Source organism: Verrucomicrobiota bacterium (assembly GCA_016871495.1).
Classification (GTDB): domain Bacteria; phylum Verrucomicrobiota; class Verrucomicrobiia; order Limisphaerales; family VHDF01; genus VHDF01.
Map to the genome: position 1 here is coordinate 16,432 of VHDF01000019.1, position 21,233 is coordinate 37,664.

Here is a 21,233-nt window from a genome sequence, read left to right on the forward strand (position 1 = left end):
TCAAGACTTGGATTCAGGAGTGTGTTCAGGCGACGGATTCGCTCGGAGGGCGGCGGCTTCGACTTCGGCTCCGCGGCGGGACAGAAAGACGAAAAAGGACGCGATCCCGGCCAGGACGCTCAGCACCACGACCAGCAAGACGGCAATTCCCCAGTTCATCCCCACCGCGAGCCTTGAGTCGGACTTGCCGAAGCAAGTGGCACAGGCCCAGAGGGCGGGGGATGCTGAAAGCCCCAGGCCCAGGCCGCAAAGCCATCCGCCGATTCGATGCCAGGATCTCATAAGTAACTAATGTGTTTCAGTTTCTTCAGCACGTACCGGCCATACACGAAAGTTCCGGCCGCGCAGCCCAGCGACACCGTGCCGCCGGCCAGCATCAACCATCCTCCCGCACCTTCCGCGTAACGGTAAAAAGCCCAACCCGCGCAGGTCACCCACATCACCACGACCGTGGAAACAAAGACGATATGAAGGGCTTTGAGGGACATGGCCGCAAGCGTTCTTGGAGGCTAAAAGACGGTGAACTTCGGCGCGTCGTTCATGGACCAGAGAGTCAGAACCATCATCCCTGCGAAAAAGAAGGCGGTCATCAGCAGGATGCCGTAGATCATCTTCTTCTCCCCGACCAAGTGCATGAAGTATCCGGCCACCAAGAACGCCTTCACCGACGCGATGAACAACGCCACCGCGACCGTCACGGCCACGCTGTCGAAGTGAACGGCGTACATCGCCACCGTGATCAGCGTTCCCACGAGCAGCGCCAGGAACACGCCGATGTACACCTTCAGATGCTTCTTGATGGCTTCCGGAGAATGAGAGTCGCCCATAACAGAAAGGAGGTTTTAAGACAAAATTACAGAAGATACAGCACGGGGAAGAGGAAGATCCAAACCAGATCGACGAAATGCCAAAACAAACCGGAGACCTCGACGCGATTCGCGTAACGCTCCGGATCCTTTTTCCACAAGGCCGCGCCCGGCCCCCAGATGTAGGCGATGACCAGTGCGCCCCCGATGACGTGCAAGGCGTGCAGCGCCGTCAGCGTGAAATAGATCGCGAAAAAGGTGCTATGGGCGGGAACAAACGCCGACAGCCGCTTGATGTTGGCGGTGTCGATTTTGACCGGTGGGGGATGCTTGACGAATCCCGGCGCCTTCGACTCTTCCGCCTGCTGCTTCGAAGGGACACGGTAATGAAAGGCGTCCGGGTGCAGCGTGATTTGGCTGAGGTTTTTCTGCTTCAGCGTGTGATGCGTCCAAAACATCGGGTTGCCCTCGAGATGCCCGGTCACGCTCTTGCCGTCCGTCGTCCAAACCTCGTAGTGCACGAATTTGTCGTGGTACTCGAATGCCTTGATGCAGACGAAGCCCAGCGCGCACAGAAGCGTGACGAGCTGGTATTTCCGGTAAGCCTTGAAATTCCCCATCTTCAACGAAGCCCACGCCAGGACCACGGTGATGCTCGAGGTGATGAGCACGGTGGTGTTGAACGTCCCGATTGGGATGTTCAGCAGACCGTGCGGCCAGGTGCCAGGATCCGCCCCGACCCGCAGGAGAATGTAAGAGGAGAAGAGGGCTCCGAAAAGCATGACTTCGGAAGCCAGAAAAAGCCAGATGCCCAGCTTGGCGTTGTACAAGCCCGTGTCCTCGCGGGCTTGGGAAGTATAGGGAATTTCCATGAAATTGAGGGATGCGATGATCGTTGCGGGAAGGCGGGCCTCAGGACTTCTGGTTCTGCATGATGAAATCCTTCGAGGCTCCCTCCACGCTGTAGTCATAGGGGCCGCGATAGACTTTCACGGGCTCGCTGAAATTGCCATGTGGAGGCGGCGTCGGCGTGGCCCATTCCAGGGTCGTTGCGTCCCAGGGATTGTCGTTCTCCACTTTCTTGCCTGATCTCAGGCTCGCAAAGAAATTGAAGATGAAAGGAATCTGCGCCAGCCCCAGCATCCAGGATCCGACCGAAATCCAGGAGTTCATTTCCACGTAAATGTCGGGCAACGCGATCACTCCCTCGTTGGCCTTCTGGCCGTAGGTCGCCCCGCCGTCCACCATGCGGCGACCGAGCCCCGCCATCCCTTGAGTGAACATGGGCATGAACACGACGTTCATGAACAAGAGCGAGAGGCCGAAATGAACCTTGCCCAGAAACTCGTTCATGTAACGCCCCGTGATCTTGGGGTACCAGTAATAAACACCGGCGAAGAGGCCGAAGATCGTGCCCGGCGCCACCACGTAATGGAAGTGCGCGATGACGTAATAGGTGTCGTGCAGGTGAATATCGCTGAAATTGAATCCCAAGGGCAAACCGGTCAGGCCGCCAATGCCGAACATGACCAGAAAAGCCAGCGAGAAGCACATCGGGGTGTTGAATCGAATGGAACCTCCCCATAAGGAGATAAAGAGACACGTCAAAATGATCACCGACGGGATCGAAATGATCATCGTCGTGGTCTGGAAGAAGGTGCTGATCTTCGTTCCCATCCCGGTGAGATACATGTGATGCGCCCACACGATGAAGGAGATGAATCCCACCGCGAGAACCGAATAGACGAGGGAACGGTAACCCCAGAGCGGGCGGCGGGTGTTGTTGGCGATGATCTCGGCCACAATGCCCATCGCCGGCAAAATCAGAACGTACACCTCGGGATGGCCCAGGAACCAAAATAAGTGCTGCCAAAGCAAGGGGCTGCCGCCGCCGCTGATGTCATAAGGCTTCCCTGAAATCATCAGGCCCGTGGGCAGGAAAAAGCTCGTCCCAAACACCTTGTCCATCAACTGCATCACGCCCGCCGCTTCGAGGGGAGGAAAGGCCAGCAGCAGAATGAACGCGGTGACGAACTGCGCCCAGGTGAAAAACGGCATGCGCATCCAGGTCATTCCCGGCGCTCTCAGCTGAATGATGGTCGCGACGAAATTCACCGCCCCCAACAACGACGACGTGATCAGCAGCACCATCCCGATGATCCAATAGGTCTGGCCTTGGGTCGGGATCACGGTCGCCAGCGGCGAGTAGGAGGTCCAGCCCGCTTGCGCCGCGCCGCCCGGGATGAAAAAGCTCACGAACATCACGATGCCACCGAGCAGGAAGCAATGGTAACTCGCCATGTTGACCCGGGGGAACGCCATGTCGGGGGCTCCGATCTGGAGCGGCACCACATAATTGCCGAACGCGGCAAAAGCCAGGGGCACGACCGCCAAGAACACCATGATGGTGCCATGCATGGCGCCAAAGGCATTGTAAAGATCGGGACTCATTTTCCCATCCTTGGCCGCGTCTCCCAAAAAATACTCGAGAATGGCTCCGAAAAAGGGAATCGCCTCGTCCGGCTTCGCCATTTGCCACCGCATGAGCATCATCAGGCTGAACCCAAAAAACATGAAGGCGAGGGCCGTCACGCCATACTGAATGCCAATCACCTTGTGATCGGTGGAAAAGACATAGCGTGTCCAGAAACTTTGGTGGCCATGGTCGTGGGCGTGCCCTTCGGCATGGTGCGAGTGTTTCTCGGTCGGATGCATGATCAATAGGCCTGAGTCGGGTCGGTTGAGCGCGAATCGCTCTTCGCGGCAATAAGTTTCACTGTCTTAGCGGCGCTGTTGCCGCACTGTCAATGCGAGACTGCCTCATTCTCACTTCACTTTATCGAAAACCATCAATCCCAGCAACAGCGGGAGATACAAAATGGAAACAAAAAACAACTGACGAGCCCGCTTCATCTCCATGCCCGCCGCAAACCGGATGGCCGAGATCAGGAAGATCCCGCCCAGCCCCACCGCTCCCACAAAATACCAGGCGCCAGAGAGCCCCAGCGCCACCGGAAACAGACTGATGAAGCACAGTCCGAGCGTGTGGCAAACCGCCTGCCGGCCCGTTCTCGATCCGTCCGTGTCCTCCACCGCCAGCATGCGAAATCCACCCCGGGCGTAATCCTCACGGTACAGCCAGGCGATGGCCAAAAAATGCGGCAATTGCCAAAAGAACAAAATGCCAAAAAGCGCCCAGCCACCCGGCGTGATTTCGTCCCGCACCGCCGTCCATCCCATCAACGGGGGCAAGGCGCCCGGAATCGCGCCGATCACCGTGTTCAACGTGGTGATACGCTTCAAAGGGGTATAAATGAAAAGGTAAGAGATCGAAGTCAGCGCTCCCAACAAAGAGGTCGTCCCATTAACGAAAAGAGCCAGGTAAACCACTCCGACCACGGAAAGCCCCGCTCCCGCCCAGGTGACAAAGGTGGCGGTCAGACGGCCCGATGGGAGCGGACGCGATTCCGTTCGCCGCATGCGGGCATCATCGTCTTTCTCCAAAAGCTGGTTCAACGCGGCGGCGCCACCCGCCAGCATCCCGGTGCCGAACAACACATGAAAAAGGAGGGCGTAATCGACGGGCCCCCGGAACGCGAGATAGGCGCCCACCAGCGTGGTCAGGAGGACCAGGGCGGTCAGTCGGGCCTTGAATAAGTCGGCAAACACCGCGCCCATCCCTTTTTCCAAGGGACGCGTTGTTTCCAAACTTTGCGCCGTCGCTTTCATCAATGGAACCGCAGCCTACGTCGTCGAGGCCTGGGCATGGCTCCAGACCGGTTCTTGAGGCCTCGCCCCGGAATTCGAGTTCTTGCGAGACTCCCGGTTCACCGCGAGCGCCATCGTGAACAGCACCGACCAAACCAGCGTCAGCGCTCCCACCACGACATGAGCGGTGGCGATGTCAGCGGCCTTGTTGCTCCAGACCGTCCAAGCACCCAGGCCCGCCTGCACCGAAACCAAAGCGGCCCCAGCCATGGACCAACGCCGCCAGGCGCAGGAAGCTTCTCGAAAAGCAAGGCCAACAACAACCACAACCAAGCCCACAATTGCAAGCGCCGTCAGTCGATGGATCATGTGCAGCAGAATCTGCCCACCCGTGATGGGGTGAAAATCCCGGACATCGACGCGGCTGTTGTTGATGAGTTCCAGGAATGCGGCATCGGTGGGAGGCCAAATCTTTCCATAGGCGAGTGGAAAATCCGGCACCGCCAGCCCCGCGTGCTGATGCCGCATGGATGCCCCCAACAATAATTGCGCGAAGATCACGATCGACAGCGTCAAGACCAAGCCGAACATTCGGGGATTCGTCGTTTCTCGAAGCGAAGCGTTCCGCCAAGCTTTCCATCGTCCGTTGAAAAGAACCGCGAGCACGGCGCTCAGGCAAAAGAACAGTTGGGCGAGCGCCGCATGCACGATGCCGAGACTGTCGATCATCATCACGACTCTGAGCCCCCCGAACAGGCCCTGGATAAGCACGAGCGCCAGGGCGGCCAGGGTCAGCCAGCGCAAGCTTCGAGGGGCCGCGTCGCATTGAGGCCACACGCGTCCCACGAAATAGGCCGCCACGCCGGTTGCGAGCAGGAAAATGACGTTGCCGAGGCTGATCGAACCCTTGAAGGCCGCCGCGGCTCCCAGCACCGCGCAAACGATGCCGAACCCGCGCAACCAGGGGCGACTCGCCTTCCCGTTCACCCAGAGTGCAAGCCACAAGGTCAGAAATCCAACCAAGGAGGCCCAGAGCCGGTGGGAATGTTCGTAAAGGATCCCGCCAACCCACTGGCTGACAGGAAAAGCGAACATGTTGTATCCATAGCTATTGGGCCAATCCGGCACCGCCATGCCGACCCCATGACTGGTCACCAATCCCCCGATGGCAATCAGAATCAAGGTCCCCAAGGCCAGAACCATGGAGAGCCGGCGCCAGCCGGGGGGGAATTCCGATGCGGAGTGCAAGGCCGGTTTTCGCTAAAGTTCTAAACGGAAACCGCTGCGGCCGAAGCCGCAGCGGCAACCTGGAAACGATTCGAAACGTGTCGAGTCTTCCTTACGGCTTGATGTCCAGGGTGAAATCCGCCTTCACGTTATCCGAAGCGACGGTGATTTCCTTGGTTTGATCAGCGCATTTGCGATGCACCACCGCCAGCGTGAACTTGCCGGGCGGAACGTTCTTGATCGTGAAGCTGCCGTCTTTTCCGGTCACGGCATAGAAAGAGTGATCGAGAATGCCAACATAGGCGAACATCCAGTTATGCACGTCACATTTGAAGCGCAGGAACACCTCGGGATGATCGAAGGTTTTGACGATGTCAGGACCCTTGGCGATTTGCGCCTGATTGGATTCCTTGTTCATCGACCCCGGACTGGGAGTGATGTGCACGTTGTGCAGAAGCGGATCGGAATTTTTGACGACCAGTTTTTGCTTCGTTTGCAATCCCATGACGTAGGGGATGTATTCGCAACCGACTTGATCCATGACGGCAGGCTGGGCGGGAGGGGCGAAGGTTTTCCCTTCCAAACCAGATTTCAAGTAGACGAACACGTCGCCGAGGGTGCCGCCGTCTCCGGTCACGAAGAACCGCGTGGTCGGCTTATTCGGGTTGGTCTTGCCGCACTGAGGATCCAGAGGCAACGGCCTTTCCGGAGGCGGTGTGCCCTTCAAAAGGATTTTCCCGGTGATATCCGCCGCATACCCGGCGTGGAGCGCAGCCGCCAGACCTGCGAGGATGCCAAGGCGGAGAGTCATTTTCATAGTCGAAGAATTGTCAGACACGTTCAAAGCTGAGTCAAATTATCAGCCGATATTTAGGGCAGCAAGCACTATGTGAAAGTTTTCACAAGCTCTTCTGTCCAGCATTTCGACGCCTGATTGGAGGAGACTATTCGTTGGAGAAGGAAGGCAGGGATCGGAGCGTTGCAACCATTTGCAAAGCCGTCATTGCCAATTCTTTACCTCGATTGAATCGAGGTGACAAGCATCGTGACTCAGCTTGGCTTGGGGTCTCGAAAAGATAAACTCCGTGAATGACCGCCTTACCCGTTTCTACCTGTAATTCGGCCAGAGCCGTAGTGACTCCACTGACAATGTGGTCGGCATGCTTCGTTTCCCCCTGCATCACGACTCCCAGACAAATCACCGCCTCCAAATCGAGATCGCTGGCACGAAGGAGTCTCGCCGCAGCGACCGGGATCTCGAATGCGCCTGGCACGCGAACCGTTCGCACCCGTTTCGCTTTCGATTTCTCCAGGATTCGTTCGGCCGCCCGCAGCATGCCGGAGACGTACTGATCGTTGTAGAGGGATCCAACAAGGCCAATCCTGGCGCCGCGAACGGCCCGAAAGTTCTGAGTCTTAAAGGGGCTCAACATACCGATTAAAGCCAATGTCCAAGCTTGCTTCGTTTTGTTGCTAAATATTTACGATTGTGTCGGTTAGGACTAATTCGAATGGGAACCTGCTCGACGATGGTCAATCCGTATCCTTGCAGGCCCACGAGCTTCTTAGGGTTGTTGGTCAGTAACTTGATGGACTTGACCCCTAAATCGCACAAGATCTGGGCTCCCAGTCCGTACTCGCGAAGATCCATGGGAAAACCCAGTTTGAGGTTCGCCTCCACGGTATCCATCCCGTTCTCTTGCAATTTGTAAGCCTTAATCTTTGGGGCCAATCCAATCCCGCGACCTTCCTGCCGCATATACACCACCACCCCTCGACCCGCCTCGGAAACTTGCCTCATGGCCTGCCATAATTGGGGTCCACAATCACACCGTTGAGACCCAAAAACATCCCCCGTCAGACATTCACTATGGACTCGGACAAGAACCGGTTCTTTCCCAGAAATATCGCCCTTAACCAGGGCTAAATGATGTTTTCCATCAGTTCGTGAAAGATAAAGATGGAGGTCAAATTCCCCATGCTCGGTGGGAAGGTTGATGGATTCGACCTTTTCGACCAATTTTTCGCTTTCCCTGCGAAATTTGATCAAGTCTTCGATTGAGCAAATACGCAGGCGATGGCGGTCAGCAAATTTGCGGAGTTCGGGCAGGCGCGCCATGGAGCCGTCGTCGCTCATGATCTCACAGATGACGCCGACGGGTCGAAACCCGGCCAATCGCGCAAGATCCACCGCCGCCTCGGTATGGCCCGCTCGCTGCAATACACCTCCTGGCTTGGCGCGAAGTGGAAAGACGTGCCCCGGCTGCACCAAATCTTCTGGAACCGCAGTGGGATTGGCCAGGACTTGAATGGTGCGAGCCCGATCCGCCGCGCTGATCCCTGTCGAAATGCCGCTTGCGGCATCCACACTGACTTGAAAATCGGTTTTAAAGGTCTCCCGGTTCTGAGTGACCATGCGTTCAATGCCGAGCTGGCGCAAGCGATCCTCCACGGTCGGAGCGCAAATCAATCCACGCCCGAATTTCGCCATGAAGTTAATGGAAGAAGCGGTGGCCTTTTCAGCAGCCATCACCAGGTCCCCCTCGTTCTCGCGATCTTCATCGTCCACAACGATCACCATCCTGCCGCGCCGCAGGTCCTGGACGACAGCTTCAATGGGGTCGAGCGGATGACGGGAAAGGCGTGCAGGCATGCTGGATGAATTGGGCGGGGGAGTGCGAGCCCGCGACCGAATTAATCACACACGACGGTACGGTTCAACCGCCGTCTCTGCACACCCCAAAAAACGTGCTGTGCATCCGCAAGTTGTGGATGCACCCAAACGTGGAGTTCGCGAGAATTCCGTTTTGCCTGTTCGAGTCCGGCGGTTTACATAAGGGGAGTCTCGTGCTCGTATTTCGAGCGCCACTTCGAAATCCATGAATGCTTTGCCCAGTCTTTGCCGGACGATCGCCACGCTGTTTTGCTGCCTTCCTTTACTAAGGACCCTCGCTGCTCCTGCCACCACCGCTTCAACCCCTGGCTTGATCAGATCCGAATCGATCGCTTCCCCTTTCCCGGTCCCTTTCAACCATGCATCAACTCTGGTGGAAACCAAGGAAGGGCTGCTCGCGGCCTGGGCGGGTGGACTTCAGGAACGAGCCACCGATGTCAGTATTTGGGTGTCGCGCTTTGAAAACAACGCTTGGTCCCGTCCCCAGGAAATCGCCGACGGACGCCAAATCGGACACGCCTGGCGTTATCCTTGTTGGAACCCGGTTCTTTTTCAATCCAAGTCCGGCCCGCTGACGCTGTACTACCGCGTCGGGCCGTCCCCTTCGGATTGGCGGACGCTTTACCTCACCTCGACCAACGGAGGGCTGACTTGGTCGGCGCCCAAATCCCTGGGCCGCGGGTTGGTGGGTCCGGTGCGCAACAAGCCCATTGAGCTTGAATCGGGAGTGTTGCTGGCGGGGGCGAGTCGCGAGGATTCCGGCTGGCGGGTGCATGTGGAGCGGTGGAAAAGTCCCAAGTCGTCCTGGAGCCCCACGCCTGAAATCAGCGGCGCGTTCGAGTTTGGCGCCATTCAACCCACGTTGCTCGCCCACCGTTCCGGACGCATCCAAATGCTTTGCCGCACCAAGTACGGCCGCGTGGTCGAATCATGGTCTGAAAACGAAGGCGTCAGCTGGAGCCGGCTCCGCCTCACTCCCTTGCCGAATCCTAATAGCGCGCTCGACGCGGTCATGCTGATCGAGGGTGCCGCTCTGCTCGTTTACAACCATTCGGCCACGGAGCGGAACGCCTTGAACATCGCTCTGTCGCAAGACGGAGCGACCTGGCAAGCCGCCCTGGTACTGGCGCGGGAACCCGGGCATGAATGCTCCTATCCCGCCGTGATCCAGACCAGTGACGGCTTGGTGCATGTCACCTACTCTTACGACCGGAAGGAGATTCGCCACGCCATTCTGGATCCCTGGCAGTGCAAGCTCCGGCCGATGCCCAATGGTGTCTGGCCGTGGTAAAAACCGATCTCGGATCGATCAAGGCTGGCGGGGAGGAGCAGGTCTGCGGCGTGCTGGATTTTCAGGGGGTGCGTTGGTCGATCCCTTGAAGGCCGAGCGCAACAGCCAATGCTTTCTCATGCCCTGCACGAATTCGTCCGCGTTCCGGACCGCGCTCGCGATGTCCGAGAGCAGGTTTGTATTGCTCCGGACCTGGACGTGCAGGTTGGAGGTGAGGCCGGAAAGTTGGTCGAGCGAAAGGAGGAGCGACGCGCTGAGGGTTCGCAATTCCGAGTCCGCGCTCGCCATGGTTTTTTCCGCCTGAGCCAGGACTTCGTTGGCATTGGTCAAGGCGCGATGGACTTCCGCCTGAACATTGGAGGGAATCAGCCATCGCCCCAGGGAACCCTCCGGGTCGCGTAATCGCGAGGTGATGGATTCGAGATGGCTCAGGGTCGGTTGGGCGGCGTCGGCTGTGGCTTCCAGTTTTCGCGTCAACTCGGTCAGGCGTTGGACTGCGAGTCGAGCATCATTGGTGAGGGCGAAAAGTCCGGGCAGTCCCGTTTCGACTTTGGACGCGACCTGGTCCAGGCGTTCTCCGAGCGCCGGTGATTCTTCCGGAAAGAGCGTGTAGCCTTTCGAATCGTGGGGATAGTCGATGTATTTCCCCTGGCCATCGGGAGAATACCAGTGGTTTTGGGTCCACACTTGCAGCACGCGGCCCTGCTTATCCTGTTTGAAACTGGCGTGGAGGTTCGTCGTTCCCGACGTTCCGCCCGGAACCAGCTCGAAGGATCGTTTCCCCAAAAAATCCGCGCTGAACACGCGCACTTTCGAATCGTTCCAAATGTAACCGATGTTCTCGCCTTGCACCACGAATTGCACGTAGACATTACCCACCGCACTAAACGGCTCCATGGCCTTGACCTCGGTGATTTCGCCGATCGGAAAACCGAACATCTTGACCGGATCCCCGACCTTGAATCCCTCCGCGTTCCTGAGGAAAGTGTGGCACTTGGCTTTGGGCAGGAACCAGCCTTTGCGAACCGCCGTGAAATAAAGGTAGTAGCCGAATCCTCCCGCCAGCAGCAGAAAGGCCAAAAAGACAAACAGCCCCACCGCACGTTCAACCCCGTGCATGCGCGTCCTCAGTTGGGGTGTCAAATCCCGATCAGGCATGGCCAATGCTCAAGCGCCGTTGTCCACCCTTCCCAGCCACTCTGGCAAGCCTGCGATGGTGGCCTGAAGCCGGACCTCCTCCGGGTTCACCTCTCTCCACTCGCCATCCTCGATCCAGGCCCAGCGATTGGCCCACTCCCGCAATGGGGCGGCTTCGGCACAGGCAACGACCATCGCCTGCGGTCCAAAGACCCGGGCCCAGTCGCCACGAACGAGCCGGTGCAGGCATTGCATCCACCAGCGACGGGACTGGGGGTCGAGGCCCGAGAGCGGATCGTCGAGCAACAGAACTTTGGGTCGAATCACCAAGGCGCGGGCCAGCGCCACGCGAAGGTGCAGGGAACGCTGCAATTCAGTCGGCCGCAGCGCACGCGCTTCCCAGAGCCCAAAATCTTGAAGCAAAGCTTCCAGAGCTCCCGCGTCCCACTGCGATTCCATGCCGTGATAGGCCAGTGCCGTGACGATGTTTTCCAGCACCGACATGTCTCGAAAAAGCCTCCCCGCCCGATCAAACACCAGTCCGGCGAAAGGTTCTCCTCCGGCCTTTTCCATGGGGGCGGGGATGAGAAGTCCCGACTTCATCGGAAGGAGTCCGGCCGCCGCCGCCAGGAGCGCCGATTTTCCAGAACCGGGAGAACCGCCGAGCAACCAGCAGTCGCCCGGATAGATTTCCCATTGCGATACCTTCAACCTGGAGCCCGGACGCTTCCCAGGTCCGGGGAAAACCGCCTGGTCGAACGTCAACAACGCCTTGATGGGTCCCGAATTCATCAGAGAAACACGTAGACCAGCAGGAATAAGGCGTCTCCGATCAAACACACCGCGATGCCCTGCACCACGGCGCGCGTGGTGGCTCCGGAAACCTCCTCCAGCTTGAGGGGACGCGCCAGCCCTTCATAGCAACTGGCCAGCGAAATCAAGCCGCCGAAGAAAAACGTCTTGATGCCCAGCAGGAAAAAATCTTCCCAACCCAGGGCGGCCATCAATTGACCGAAGTATTCCCGGGGACGCAGAGGCACATCCTGCAAAAAAGCGAAGAGGTATCCGCTGACCAGCGCGACGAGGACGAGATAAATGGTCAGACAGAAAATCGAAACGGCCAGGCCCATGACACGCGGCACCACCAGAAAATGAATGGGATCGATGCCGAGGGCCTCCAGAGCCTCGACTTCGCCCAGGGCTCTCAAGGTGCCCAACTCAATGACGGTCGAAGTTCCCACGCGGACCAGAACCAGCAGCGCCGCCGCCAAGGGGCCCAGTTCGCGCACGACGACGGCGGCCATGACCGTTCCCGCCAAATCCTGCGCCCCGATGCGGCTTAAAAGCGAGATGGTCTGGCCGATGATTACCAAACCCAAGGCCAATCCCACGAACGTGACCAAAGGCAGCAATCCCACACCGGCCTCGGCGATTTGTGCCCGAATGCGTGGGTGAATCACGGTCTTGGAGCGTCCGAGCTTGCGGGACATGACTCCGAGCGTGATCAGGGTAAACGCCAGCATCCCCCGCCAGCCTTCCAACGCGGCGAAAGAACCCCGGCCCAGTTTCCCAAAGAAAGAGCCAGAATCCTTTTCACCCACAGACATGTTGTCCAAACTCATTCCCTCGCTCCCGTCAATCCCTGGCGGCAATTCCAAACTCGAAGGGAAATCATCGTGCTGTTCCAGGAACACGCTCCAACCAGAGTCGCTCAGTCCGCCGGGTTCCCGGACGGAGGGTCATCCTTGGAGAGTTCCTTCAAGCTGGAAAGCGTCATCTCTTTGATCAATTCGAGAAAATCGGCCCGAGGAGCCCATCCCAATGTTTCTTTCGCCTTGCGCGCGTCGCCCACCAGCCAGAGCGGTTCGCCCTTTCGAAGAAATCTCGGATCCTGCCGCACGCGGGATTGCCAGTCGAGATCGACCGCCGCGAAAGCAGCCTGCACCACCTGGAGGACGGTGTGCGTTCGCCCCGTCGCAAATACGTAGTCCCCGGGCGTGTCCGCCTGCAAGGAGAGCCACATGCCTTGGACGTAATCCCGCGCGTCGCCCCAGTCGCGCTCGGCCTCGAGATCGCCCAGGGCCAGTTCCCGCTCGAGGCCGAGTTTGATGGCGGCCGCAGCCCGGCAGATCTTGCGCGTGACGAAATTCTCCCCGCGCCGGGGTGATTCGTGATTGTACATGATCCCATTGACCGCGAAGAGCCCGAAGCTGTGCCGGTAAATGGACACCATCTGGGTGGCGAACGCCTTGGCGCAACCGTACGGATTCACCGGCGCGAACGGCGTTTGCTCGTTCTGCGGGCTCGCGGCGGGACGCCCGAACACTTCGCTGGAGGACGCGTGAAACAGGCGCGGCGGGCTCGCAGCGTCCCGGATCATTTCGAGAAGTCGCAGCGTTCCCATGGCGGTCATTTCACAGGTGGACTCCGGAATCTCGAAGCTCAAGCCCACGTGGCTTTGCCCCGCCAAATGGTAGAGCTCATCCGGATTCGACCGTGCCAGGACGCGCCGGACCGTGGTGGGATCGTCCACGTCCGCGTAATGTAGGAAAAGCCGCTTTCCGTAAATCACGGGATCCGTGTAGAGATGTCTGAGGCGGGACCGTTCCAGGCTGCTGGTGCGGCGCACGAGTCCGTGGACTTCGTAGCCCTTGGCGAGGAGCCATTCGGCGAGATACGAGCCATCCTGCCCGGTGATGCCGGTGATGAGGGCTCGGCGCATCGCCATGGAAAGAAGCCGGCTAGCTGCGGACTTCGATGCGGCCCTCCTGGTGGTCGCGCAGGAGTTTGATGTCGGCGTCCACCATGAGCCGGGCGAGATCGTGGAAGCGCGTGCGTGGTTCCCAGCCCAGGCGGGCTTTGGCGCGTCCATAATCGCCGATGAGCAAATCGACTTCGGCCGGGCGATAGTAGCGCGGATCGATATCGACGTAGGCGCGCCAATCGAGACCCGCGTGGGAGAACGCGACTTCGAGAAATTCCCGGATGGAATGAGTCTCGTTCGTGGCGATGACGTAATCGTCGGGTGTTTCCTGCTGCAGCATCAGCCACATGGCTTCGACGTATTCCTTGGCGTAGCCCCAGTCCCGTTTCGCGTCCAGATTGCCGAGGTAGAGTTTTTTTTGCAGGCCGGCCTGGATGTGGGCGACGGCGCGCGTGATTTTGCGGGTGACGAAAGTTTCGCCCCGGCGCGGGGATTCATGGTTGAACAAGATCCCGTTGCTGGCGTGCATGCCGAACGATTCGCGGTAATTCACCGTGGCCCAAAACGCGAACACTTTGGCGCATCCGTAAGGACTGCGAGGGTAGAAAGGCGTGGTTTCCCGCTGAGGCACTTCCTGCACCTTGCCGAACATTTCGCTCGAGGAAGCTTGGTAGAAGCGCGCTTTGACTCCGGTTTCCCGCAACGCTTCGAGCAGCCTGAGCGCGCCCGTCGCCGTGACGTCGGCCGTGTATTCCGGGGTGTCGAAACTCACCCGCACGTGGCTTTGCGCCGCCAGATTGTAAACCTCCTCCGGATGAATCTGCCCGATGAGCCTGGCCAGGCCGCTGGCGTCCGCCAGATCACCGTAATGCAGAAACAAGCGCTTGTGAGGCGACTGCGGGTCCGAATAAATCGAGTTCAGACGTCCGGTGTTGAAGGTGCTGGCGCGGCGGATGATCCCATGCACCTCGTAGCCCTTCTCAAGCAAGAGTTCGGCGAGATAAGATCCATCCTGACCAGTGATGCCGGTGACGAGGGCCTTTTTGGGCATAAATGATTGACGCGCAGACCGTGGTGGAAAACCGGGTGCCCTGGCAAGTCCAGAAGCAGGTGATCCGCGACTCAATGAGTCATCGTGTACACGACGATGTTGATGCCCAAGGGATAGGCTTTCTTTTCCGAAAACTCCGTGAAATAGTAGGGATCCGTCGCTTCCTCTTCCCATCCATCGCCCAGGTCCGTGTTGTGACAGATCAGCATGACGACCCGCCCTTTGTCGTCCAGGATGCCCCGGTAATGCGGAGTCTGACCGTCCTCGACTTCCCAGGTGATGCCCGTGCCGCGGTTGCGCACCGCGAAACCCACATTCGGGATTTGCGGCTTCTCCTTCAACGTGAACACACAGTTGAAGATGGGGTGGCTCAAGGGCAGTTCCTGCGGTTCGCGGTCGGGAAAAATCTTCTTTACCGCCTCCTCGTAAAAGTGATCCCAGTGCGCCTCGCCCCAAAAATCGTCCACCATCAGAAATCCACCGGCCAACAGGTGCCGGCGTAGAATGGCAGCCTCGTCCTCATCCATGATGATGGCTGGCACGCCGCTCATCATCAGAAAGGGATGGTCGAACAAGGCGGGATCCGTGATCTCGATCACTTTGCCGTTGGGTTCCACCTGCATCGTCGTCAATTGATGCAGCCGCCAGGAGAGATTCAGGTCGGCGTCCGGGTAATCCGTCCACCACGCGTAGCTGCTGCTGTCGCGCATGGAACGGTATTTCACGCGGGCGAAGGTGAAGCAGGTCGCTTTGTAGTCCGCCGACAATTCCCATTGCGGAACATTGCCGCGATCGAGCTGGTCCAGAGCCGAGCGGCGGCGTCCGCCCCCCATGCGTTGCGCCATGACCGTTACGGCCAGCACAAAGACCAGGAAAACAGCCGTGGTTCTCAGCCTCGAACTCATGCAAAACATTGGTCTCGCGAGCCTCGCGGACTCGAGAGTGTGGTGGATGGCAGCCCGCGGCTTCAAGAACGGATCTCAGCAAGAATCTCGGATGGATGGAGAAACCAGGAATGGAACACACCGCGAACCACCCCAGCCAGGCGAAAACCATGGCCGGCTGCCTATTTCACTCACCCCCCATTGCCTTCGCCGCTCGGTGGCAATTCAATCTGGAAACGGCCATTGATCCGCGTCGATTGATCGTAAGATCTGGGCGACAAAGGCCTCTCTCAAGGGTCGTCTCTCCCACTGCGACCTTTCTCAGGCGATGGCCGTTCCGCCTGGAGATGAATCAGTGCGACGCCGGGCGTTTCCAGATCCAATTTCAGGCGAAGAGACCGCGAGGCCAGCCGGATCGCGGGCTCGGGACGGAATCCAGAACGGCCCTCGAGCTTTTCAATCCGAATCGAAGTTCGACCCTTCCACGGTGAACGAGCCATCTCCAGTTGGAATCGTTTGCGGCGGTCCGCGTAGTTGGCAACCAAGATCGTGGCGCCCAGGCCCTCGGAATCAACGCCGGATGCGATCGCGAGTTGACCCGGCACCGAACCGGCGGTCTGGCGTCGAGACGACGCCTCAAGCAGCATTCGAAATGCTTTCAAGGCGGCGTAATTGGCCTGGGGCACTCCGTGTTCGTTGAACAGGCCAAACCCTCCCAATTCCCCGTGAAAAAGTTGGGCAGGTAATTCCATTCGTTCAAATGACTTTCGGTGGCGGTGAATCCAAAGTCATCCAAAAGCCGTCGCAGGGCCCGGGCTTTCCTGGAATACTCGGAAGGATCCGCCGTGTAGCCGTGCCAGGAAAAGAAATCCAAGGGCAGCGATTGCTCCCGGCAAAAGGACAAAAATCGAATCACAAACGCGCTGGGCCGAAACACACCGTCCTTCCAATCCCCACTGTGCCCCACCGCGGGACCCCCGACCTTGAGATGAGGATAGCGCGTTTTAATCGCGCGCGCGGTGGCGCGGTAAAGCCGGAAGTAGTCCTCGTCCGTGCCAGTCCACATGGCTGGACGATTCTCCGGTTCGTTCCAGATTTCCCAATAGCGGATATTCCACCGGTGTCCACCGGCCCAGCCTTCGTTGTAGTGGCGGATGATGCCGAGACCGATGGCGGCCCATTGATCTGCATCCTTGGGCGGATGCACATGTTTCTTGGTCGGGTCATGCTCAATGCTCTCACCCAAGCGGTACACCATGTCCGCTCCCGTGCGCCTCACCGCCTCCAAATAGGCATCCGTGCGGGCGAAATCGTAATGGGCGGGAACCCGAGGGTCGGCCTCGAATCTCGGAAAAATCGTGTGGATATCCACGACGTCCGGATACGGCCAATGACAATCGTGCAGTCGGATGGAGGGAGGGCGCAGGTCGCGAATGGACTCGGTCAGGTCGATGAGTCCTCCCGGCGACAAGGGACCCTTGTTGAGTCCGTGCAAGGCGCGAAAGGTTCCAGCCGGGGAACCCAAATCCACGCGAAGTTCCTGCGCGGCGAGATCCGCGGTCAGGAAGAACGCGAGGGACAGCATTCCGCAGGCGAACAGGATCTTTTCAACGGCGGATGGCACGGATTTCACGGATGGACCGAGGATTGTTAGCATGGGGGTCGCTTCATTTGAAGTGTCGATCATCGGAAGAAAGTTCCAGCGCGTCCCAAGACCCATCCCGATGCGTGTGGACTCAAAATCAGCGGTCGAAAACTTCCTTGTCCGGTGATCAGGGCACCGACTTCCCGCTTTACAAGCGGCAGGCCCGACAGCACGTTCAACTTGATGAAAAAAATCCTCCTGGCGCTGGTGGTGTTGGCGGTCCTGGCGGTCGCCGGAGCGTTTTTGGCCGGCATTTTTTACTTCGGAGCGTTGATCAAGACCGGGGTGGAAGCGGTCGGCCCCGAAGTCACCAAAGTCGATGTCCAACTGGCGGGCGCAAACGTTTCCGCGCTGAGCGGCCAGGGCGAATTGAAAGGGCTGTTCATCGGCAACCCCCAGGGGTTCAAGACTCCCTCCGCCATCAAGGCGGAATCCACCGCGGTGTCCGTCGATGTGAGATCGCTTTGGTCGGACAGGATCGTGGTGAAATCCATCCGCCTTGAAGCGCCTGAAATCACCTTCGAGACGGATCTCAAGTCGAGCAACCTCGGCAAGCTGGTCGAAAATGTGCGGGCGTCGGTCAACGCTTTGACCGGCGGGGGCACGGGAGGGGGAACGTCCCAAGACGCGAGCGGCGGCTCCAGGAAAATTCAAGTCGATGCGTTTGTGTTGAAGGGCGCCAAAGTGAACGTCGCGGCCACGGTGCTCGGCGGGCAATCCCTTTCGCTAACCCTGCCCGATATCGAATTGAAAGGACTCGGATCCCAAGGGAATGGTTTGTCGGGCGCTGAATTCGTCAAGGAAGTGCTCACCGTGGTGAATCAGAAGACGGCGGAGGCGGCCATGGATGCCATTGCCCAATCGGGCAAAGCCGTGGTGGATACCGCTGTGAAACAGGCAAAAGACGCGCTGAAGAAGACCGGCGCCGAGGACGTGGGCAAAGCCGCCAAAGGCATTCTCGACAACTTCAAATCCAAGAAGTAGCCAGGGCTCAGCGGATCCATTTCACCGTTCGATCGTTGGCCGCGGCTGGGCCCGGTGTGGATCGCCCGTTCTGGACCCATCGTTGCAATTGCCGTTCGAGCGCGTTGGCCATTTCAGGATAGTCGGCGATTCGATTCCGGGATTCGCCCGGGTCGGACTCCAGATCGTAAAGCTGCTTCCGGGGCAATTGCTTTTCCGAGTCGGATCCGGGTTTTGGCTCGCTCCATCCCCCTGAACCGCCGCAGAGAAGCAGTTTCCAGCGTCCTTCCCGCACCCCGAACGATCCGTCGATGGAATGATGAATCAAATGGCCGCGCTTCGGTCCTTCCCGCTTCCCCCCGAGAAGGTCGGCAAAGCTGAAACTGTCCAAGGTCGAAGCGTGATCCCATTGGCCACCCACGAGATCGCGGAAGGTGGCGGAAAGATCCGTGAGGCACAGCGCTCGTTTGGAGCTCGAACCCGCCTTGACCCGCCCCGGCCATCTCGCGACAAACGGCACTCGATGGCCGCCTTCAAAGAGATCGGCCTTGTGTCCTCGAAACGGTCCCGAAGGTGAATGGCCCGTGCTCCTGAGCTTCGCCCAACCCGCGGCGGGCGAACATCCGTTGTCCGCGGTAAAGATGACCAAGGTCTCGTCCTCCATGCCGTTCCTTCTCAGCGCTTCCATCAGGCGTCCGATCGTGGCATCGGTCTGCAGGACGAAGTCGGCGTAGGGATTCAGGCCGGAGCGGCCTTTCCACTCGGGCGTGGGGAGAATCGGCGTGTGCGGGCTGGTTAAAGCAAGATAGAGAAAGAAAGGCGCGCGCGACACGGCGGCCCCGGCCTGACTGTCGATGAACTCCACCGCTTTTCTTTCCTGTCGCGGCAGAACTTCCTCGGCTTCGAAGCTCGAGGCTGCGGGTCCCTTGCGAATCCAGGTTTTGTCCACGCTCGGGATCTCCGACACACGATGATCAATGAGGTCCACATAGGGTGGCATATCGAGTGAAGCGCTGATGCCAAAGAAAGTGTGGAATCCAGCGGCAAGGGGTCCGCCCTCGAAAGGCTTTCGATAGTCCACTTTCCAACCGGTTGCGGCGGATTCGGATTGATCGAGGAACTGGGTGCCGGGATCTCGGGCCGGCCAGGAGAGGCCCAAGTGCCATTTTCCGATCATCGCGGTGCGATAGCCCTGGCTGGCGAGTGTGGACGCCAGGGTCGGCTGGCCGGGCGCCAGCAAGGGCGGGCTGAATCCAAGCAGCACGCCTTTCTCGAGCCGCGTTCTCCAAGCGTAGCGTCCGGTCAGGAGCCCGTAACGGGTCGGCGTGCAAACGCTCGAGGGAGAATGCGCGTCCAGGCAACGCAATCCCTCGCGGGCCAATCGATCCAGATGAGGCGTGGGAATTTTGGAATGCCGGTTGAAACACCCGACGTCGCCGTAGCCGAGATCGTCCGCCAGAATGAGAAGAATGTTGGGCCGTCGAGCCTTTGCATGTGCTGCCGTCTGGGCGGCAAAGGATCCGATGAAAAAGAAGAGCATCAGGCCGAGCCTCCACGCGAATGGGATCCGAAATGGGGATGGCCAGGCCGGGCGTCTCAACCGGGGACGAACGCGATGAGGGACGACCGGCAAGTCCATGGCAGCAATACTATTCCGGCAGCGGTTTGCCTTTGGTTTCCGGCGCCAACCAGATCACCGCCATGCCAAGGAGATACACCAGGGTGACGATGGCCCCGGCTTCCGCATAACTCCCGTTGAAACGCCGCACGAGTTCCCCCTGAAAGAGCGCGCCGCCCGCCGCGAAAATTCGGCCGAAGTTGTAGCACAATCCCTGTCCTGTCGCGCGCACGCGGGTGGGGAAGAGTTCGGGAAGATAAAGGGGAAACCAGCCGTAGAACGAGGCGGTGCATGCGCTGACCACGAACGCGCACGCCAGAAACGAGGACCCATAGGTGGAGATGGTGCGGAACATGAACGCGCACACGGCCAGCGAGGCCAGGCAAAGAAGGAAGTAAGCGGGGCGCCGTCCCAGTTTGGATCCCACGAACGGAGCAATGCTCGATCCCAGAATCGCGCCCAACGCCTGCAACATCTGGGTGTCCGCCTTGGCGGTGGGATTGGCAGCACCGGCCAATTGATCAGCCCACAATGGAATCCAGGTGACCGAGCCCCAGGTGCCGATGAGCGCGACGGAGGCAAACACGATGCCCAGCAAGGTGTGTCGGATCAACGCCGGCGAAAAAACCTCGGCGACCGGCGACGATGTTTCATGAGGTTTGACCGAGGCCTTCCATCGCTCGGATTCCGGAACGGTCAGGCGGATGAACAACACGAGCAGCGCCGGGAGCGCGCCGACGATGAACATCCACCGCCAGGAGTCCGGCGTCACCGGGAATTGTTTGGCGATGATGCCGGTCAGGAGGAATCCGCAATTGGCGGCGGCGCCGATCGCGCCGGCAAGGGCTGGACGCCATTTCTCGGGCCAGCATTCCATGACCAGGGCGACGCCGAGCGCCCATTCGCCGCCCATGCCCAGCGCGGCGAGAAAACGGACCACCGCCAAGTGCCAGGGCTCCTGGGCGAAGTATCCAAGCCCGGTAAACAGCGAATAGGCCAGAATGCTCAGCGACAGAGCGCGGACGCGTCCGATCTTGTCACCGAGCCAGCCGAAAACCACTCCACCCAGGGCCGCGCCGATCAAAAAGGCGGCGGTGATCTTGGCCATCCAGGGCCCCACCTGGGCGTCCCCGGCGTTGCCCAGCAGATTGAGCAGGGCAGGTCGGGCGATCACGGGGAAAAGGCCGATTTCGAATCCGTCGAACAGCCATCCCAAAAACGCGGCGACCAGAACCATCCATTGACTGCGGGTGAGCGTGGGGGAGGAGGCGGGTGTGGACATGGGAACAGGGCGAAGCTTGCCTTTCAACCGCGGGGAATCCAAGCCGGATTTCAGAGAACCTACGAAGCGTTCTCGCCTCTCCCCGTGGATCCGCAAGTGGTCGGGGGGCGCGGCGTTCACGCCGCTTCAAGGCGTGTCTTCGAAGGGGCAGGGAAAGTTCCACGGGCAAGGGTGCTGCCAGGGCGAAGGCATTCACCCAGGGCGGGCCATGGAACGGGAGGAGATCGCCGAGGCCGATGGGCG

The 21,233-nt window shown here is 59.3% G+C and carries 22 protein-coding genes; 2 read left to right on the forward strand and 20 right to left on the reverse strand.

Annotated elements, in window-relative coordinates:
• From FJ404_06300 to FJ404_06345, 10 genes are all read right to left on the reverse strand, one after another.
• Complete coding sequence (locus FJ404_06300) at window positions 1–282, reverse strand: hypothetical protein (GenBank protein MBM3822481.1); 282 nt, start codon at window positions 280–282, stop codon at window positions 1–3.
• Window positions 279–488: a hypothetical protein gene (locus FJ404_06305; GenBank protein ID MBM3822482.1), complete on the reverse strand. Its 210-nt coding sequence runs from the start codon at window positions 486–488 to the stop codon at window positions 279–281. Before FJ404_06305 ends, FJ404_06300 begins: the two co-directional genes overlap by 4 nt.
• Window positions 489–509: 21 nt before the next feature.
• Window positions 510–827 carry a caa(3)-type oxidase subunit IV gene (locus tag FJ404_06310; GenBank protein ID MBM3822483.1) on the reverse strand — a complete coding sequence of 106 codons (318 nt, stop codon included), beginning with the start codon at window positions 825–827 and terminating at the stop codon, window positions 510–512.
• A 26-nt stretch (window positions 828–853) separates the two neighbouring features.
• A complete protein-coding gene (locus FJ404_06315) occupies window positions 854–1,678 on the reverse strand; it encodes a heme-copper oxidase subunit III (GenBank protein ID MBM3822484.1) in 825 nt (274 codons plus the stop codon).
• 40 nt (window positions 1,679–1,718) lie between these two features.
• Complete coding sequence (locus FJ404_06320; protein MBM3822485.1) at window positions 1,719–3,521, reverse strand: cytochrome C oxidase subunit I; 1,803 nt, start codon at window positions 3,519–3,521, stop codon at window positions 1,719–1,721.
• Window positions 3,522–3,632: 111 nt separating this feature from the next.
• Window positions 3,633–4,535 (reverse strand): protoheme IX farnesyltransferase, encoded by a 903-nt coding sequence (cyoE, locus tag FJ404_06325; protein MBM3822486.1) that lies wholly within the window; start codon window positions 4,533–4,535, stop codon window positions 3,633–3,635.
• Between the two features lie 15 nt (window positions 4,536–4,550).
• A complete protein-coding gene (locus FJ404_06330; protein MBM3822487.1) occupies window positions 4,551–5,762 on the reverse strand; it encodes a hypothetical protein in 1,212 nt (403 codons plus the stop codon).
• Between the two features lie 91 nt (window positions 5,763–5,853).
• Window positions 5,854–6,558 carry a hypothetical protein gene (locus FJ404_06335; protein ID MBM3822488.1) on the reverse strand — a complete coding sequence of 235 codons (705 nt, stop codon included), beginning with the start codon at window positions 6,556–6,558 and terminating at the stop codon, window positions 5,854–5,856.
• A gap of 127 nt (window positions 6,559–6,685) precedes the next feature.
• Complete coding sequence (gene ribH / locus FJ404_06340) at window positions 6,686–7,174, reverse strand: 6,7-dimethyl-8-ribityllumazine synthase (protein MBM3822489.1); 489 nt, start codon at window positions 7,172–7,174, stop codon at window positions 6,686–6,688.
• Between the two features lie 5 nt (window positions 7,175–7,179).
• Window positions 7,180–8,394 carry a bifunctional 3,4-dihydroxy-2-butanone-4-phosphate synthase/GTP cyclohydrolase II gene (locus FJ404_06345; protein MBM3822490.1) on the reverse strand — a complete coding sequence of 405 codons (1,215 nt, stop codon included), beginning with the start codon at window positions 8,392–8,394 and terminating at the stop codon, window positions 7,180–7,182.
• Between the two features lie 226 nt (window positions 8,395–8,620).
• Between FJ404_06345 and FJ404_06350 the strand changes: the two genes are divergently transcribed.
• Window positions 8,621–9,706 carry a sialidase gene (locus tag FJ404_06350; protein ID MBM3822491.1) on the forward strand — a complete coding sequence of 362 codons (1,086 nt, stop codon included), beginning with the start codon at window positions 8,621–8,623 and terminating at the stop codon, window positions 9,704–9,706.
• Between the two features lie 18 nt (window positions 9,707–9,724).
• Here FJ404_06350 and FJ404_06355 read toward each other — a convergent pair whose 3' ends face one another.
• From FJ404_06355 to FJ404_06390, 8 genes are all read right to left on the reverse strand, one after another.
• Window positions 9,725–10,864 carry an MCE family protein gene (locus FJ404_06355; GenBank protein ID MBM3822492.1) on the reverse strand — a complete coding sequence of 380 codons (1,140 nt, stop codon included), beginning with the start codon at window positions 10,862–10,864 and terminating at the stop codon, window positions 9,725–9,727.
• Between the two features lie 9 nt (window positions 10,865–10,873).
• Entirely contained in the window at window positions 10,874–11,635 is a 762-nt protein-coding gene (locus tag FJ404_06360; protein MBM3822493.1) for an ATP-binding cassette domain-containing protein, read from the reverse strand.
• Window positions 11,635–12,537: an ABC transporter permease gene (locus tag FJ404_06365; protein MBM3822494.1), complete on the reverse strand. Its 903-nt coding sequence runs from the start codon at window positions 12,535–12,537 to the stop codon at window positions 11,635–11,637. The genes FJ404_06360 and FJ404_06365 overlap by 1 nt, the downstream gene beginning before the upstream one ends.
• Before the next feature lie 17 nt (window positions 12,538–12,554).
• The gene (locus FJ404_06370) at window positions 12,555–13,565 is read right to left on the reverse strand and encodes a GDP-mannose 4,6-dehydratase (protein ID MBM3822495.1); all 1,011 of its coding nucleotides are present in this window, start codon (window positions 13,563–13,565) and stop codon (window positions 12,555–12,557) included.
• 19 nt (window positions 13,566–13,584) lie between these two features.
• Complete coding sequence (gene gmd / locus FJ404_06375; protein ID MBM3822496.1) at window positions 13,585–14,598, reverse strand: GDP-mannose 4,6-dehydratase; 1,014 nt, start codon at window positions 14,596–14,598, stop codon at window positions 13,585–13,587.
• A gap of 71 nt (window positions 14,599–14,669) precedes the next feature.
• Entirely contained in the window at window positions 14,670–15,503 is an 834-nt protein-coding gene (locus tag FJ404_06380; protein MBM3822497.1) for a DUF4159 domain-containing protein, read from the reverse strand.
• 269 nt (window positions 15,504–15,772) lie between these two features.
• The gene (locus tag FJ404_06385) at window positions 15,773–16,234 is read right to left on the reverse strand and encodes a hypothetical protein (GenBank protein MBM3822498.1); all 462 of its coding nucleotides are present in this window, start codon (window positions 16,232–16,234) and stop codon (window positions 15,773–15,775) included.
• Entirely contained in the window at window positions 16,141–17,202 is a 1,062-nt protein-coding gene (locus tag FJ404_06390; protein MBM3822499.1) for a hypothetical protein, read from the reverse strand. The genes FJ404_06385 and FJ404_06390 overlap by 94 nt, the downstream gene beginning before the upstream one ends.
• Before the next feature lie 108 nt (window positions 17,203–17,310).
• Between FJ404_06390 and FJ404_06395 the strand changes: the two genes are divergently transcribed.
• Window positions 17,311–18,111, forward strand: a complete 801-nt coding sequence (locus FJ404_06395) for a hypothetical protein (protein ID MBM3822500.1) — start codon at window positions 17,311–17,313, stop codon at window positions 18,109–18,111.
• 7 nt (window positions 18,112–18,118) lie between these two features.
• On the opposite strand, the gene FJ404_06400 is transcribed toward FJ404_06395, so the two are convergent.
• Window positions 18,119–19,630 carry an arylsulfatase gene (locus tag FJ404_06400; GenBank protein ID MBM3822501.1) on the reverse strand — a complete coding sequence of 504 codons (1,512 nt, stop codon included), beginning with the start codon at window positions 19,628–19,630 and terminating at the stop codon, window positions 18,119–18,121.
• A gap of 109 nt (window positions 19,631–19,739) precedes the next feature.
• On the reverse strand, window positions 19,740–20,990 hold the full coding sequence (locus tag FJ404_06405) for an MFS transporter (protein MBM3822502.1): 1,251 nt from the start codon (window positions 20,988–20,990) through the stop codon (window positions 19,740–19,742).
• Window positions 20,991–21,233: the final 243 nt, after the last annotated feature.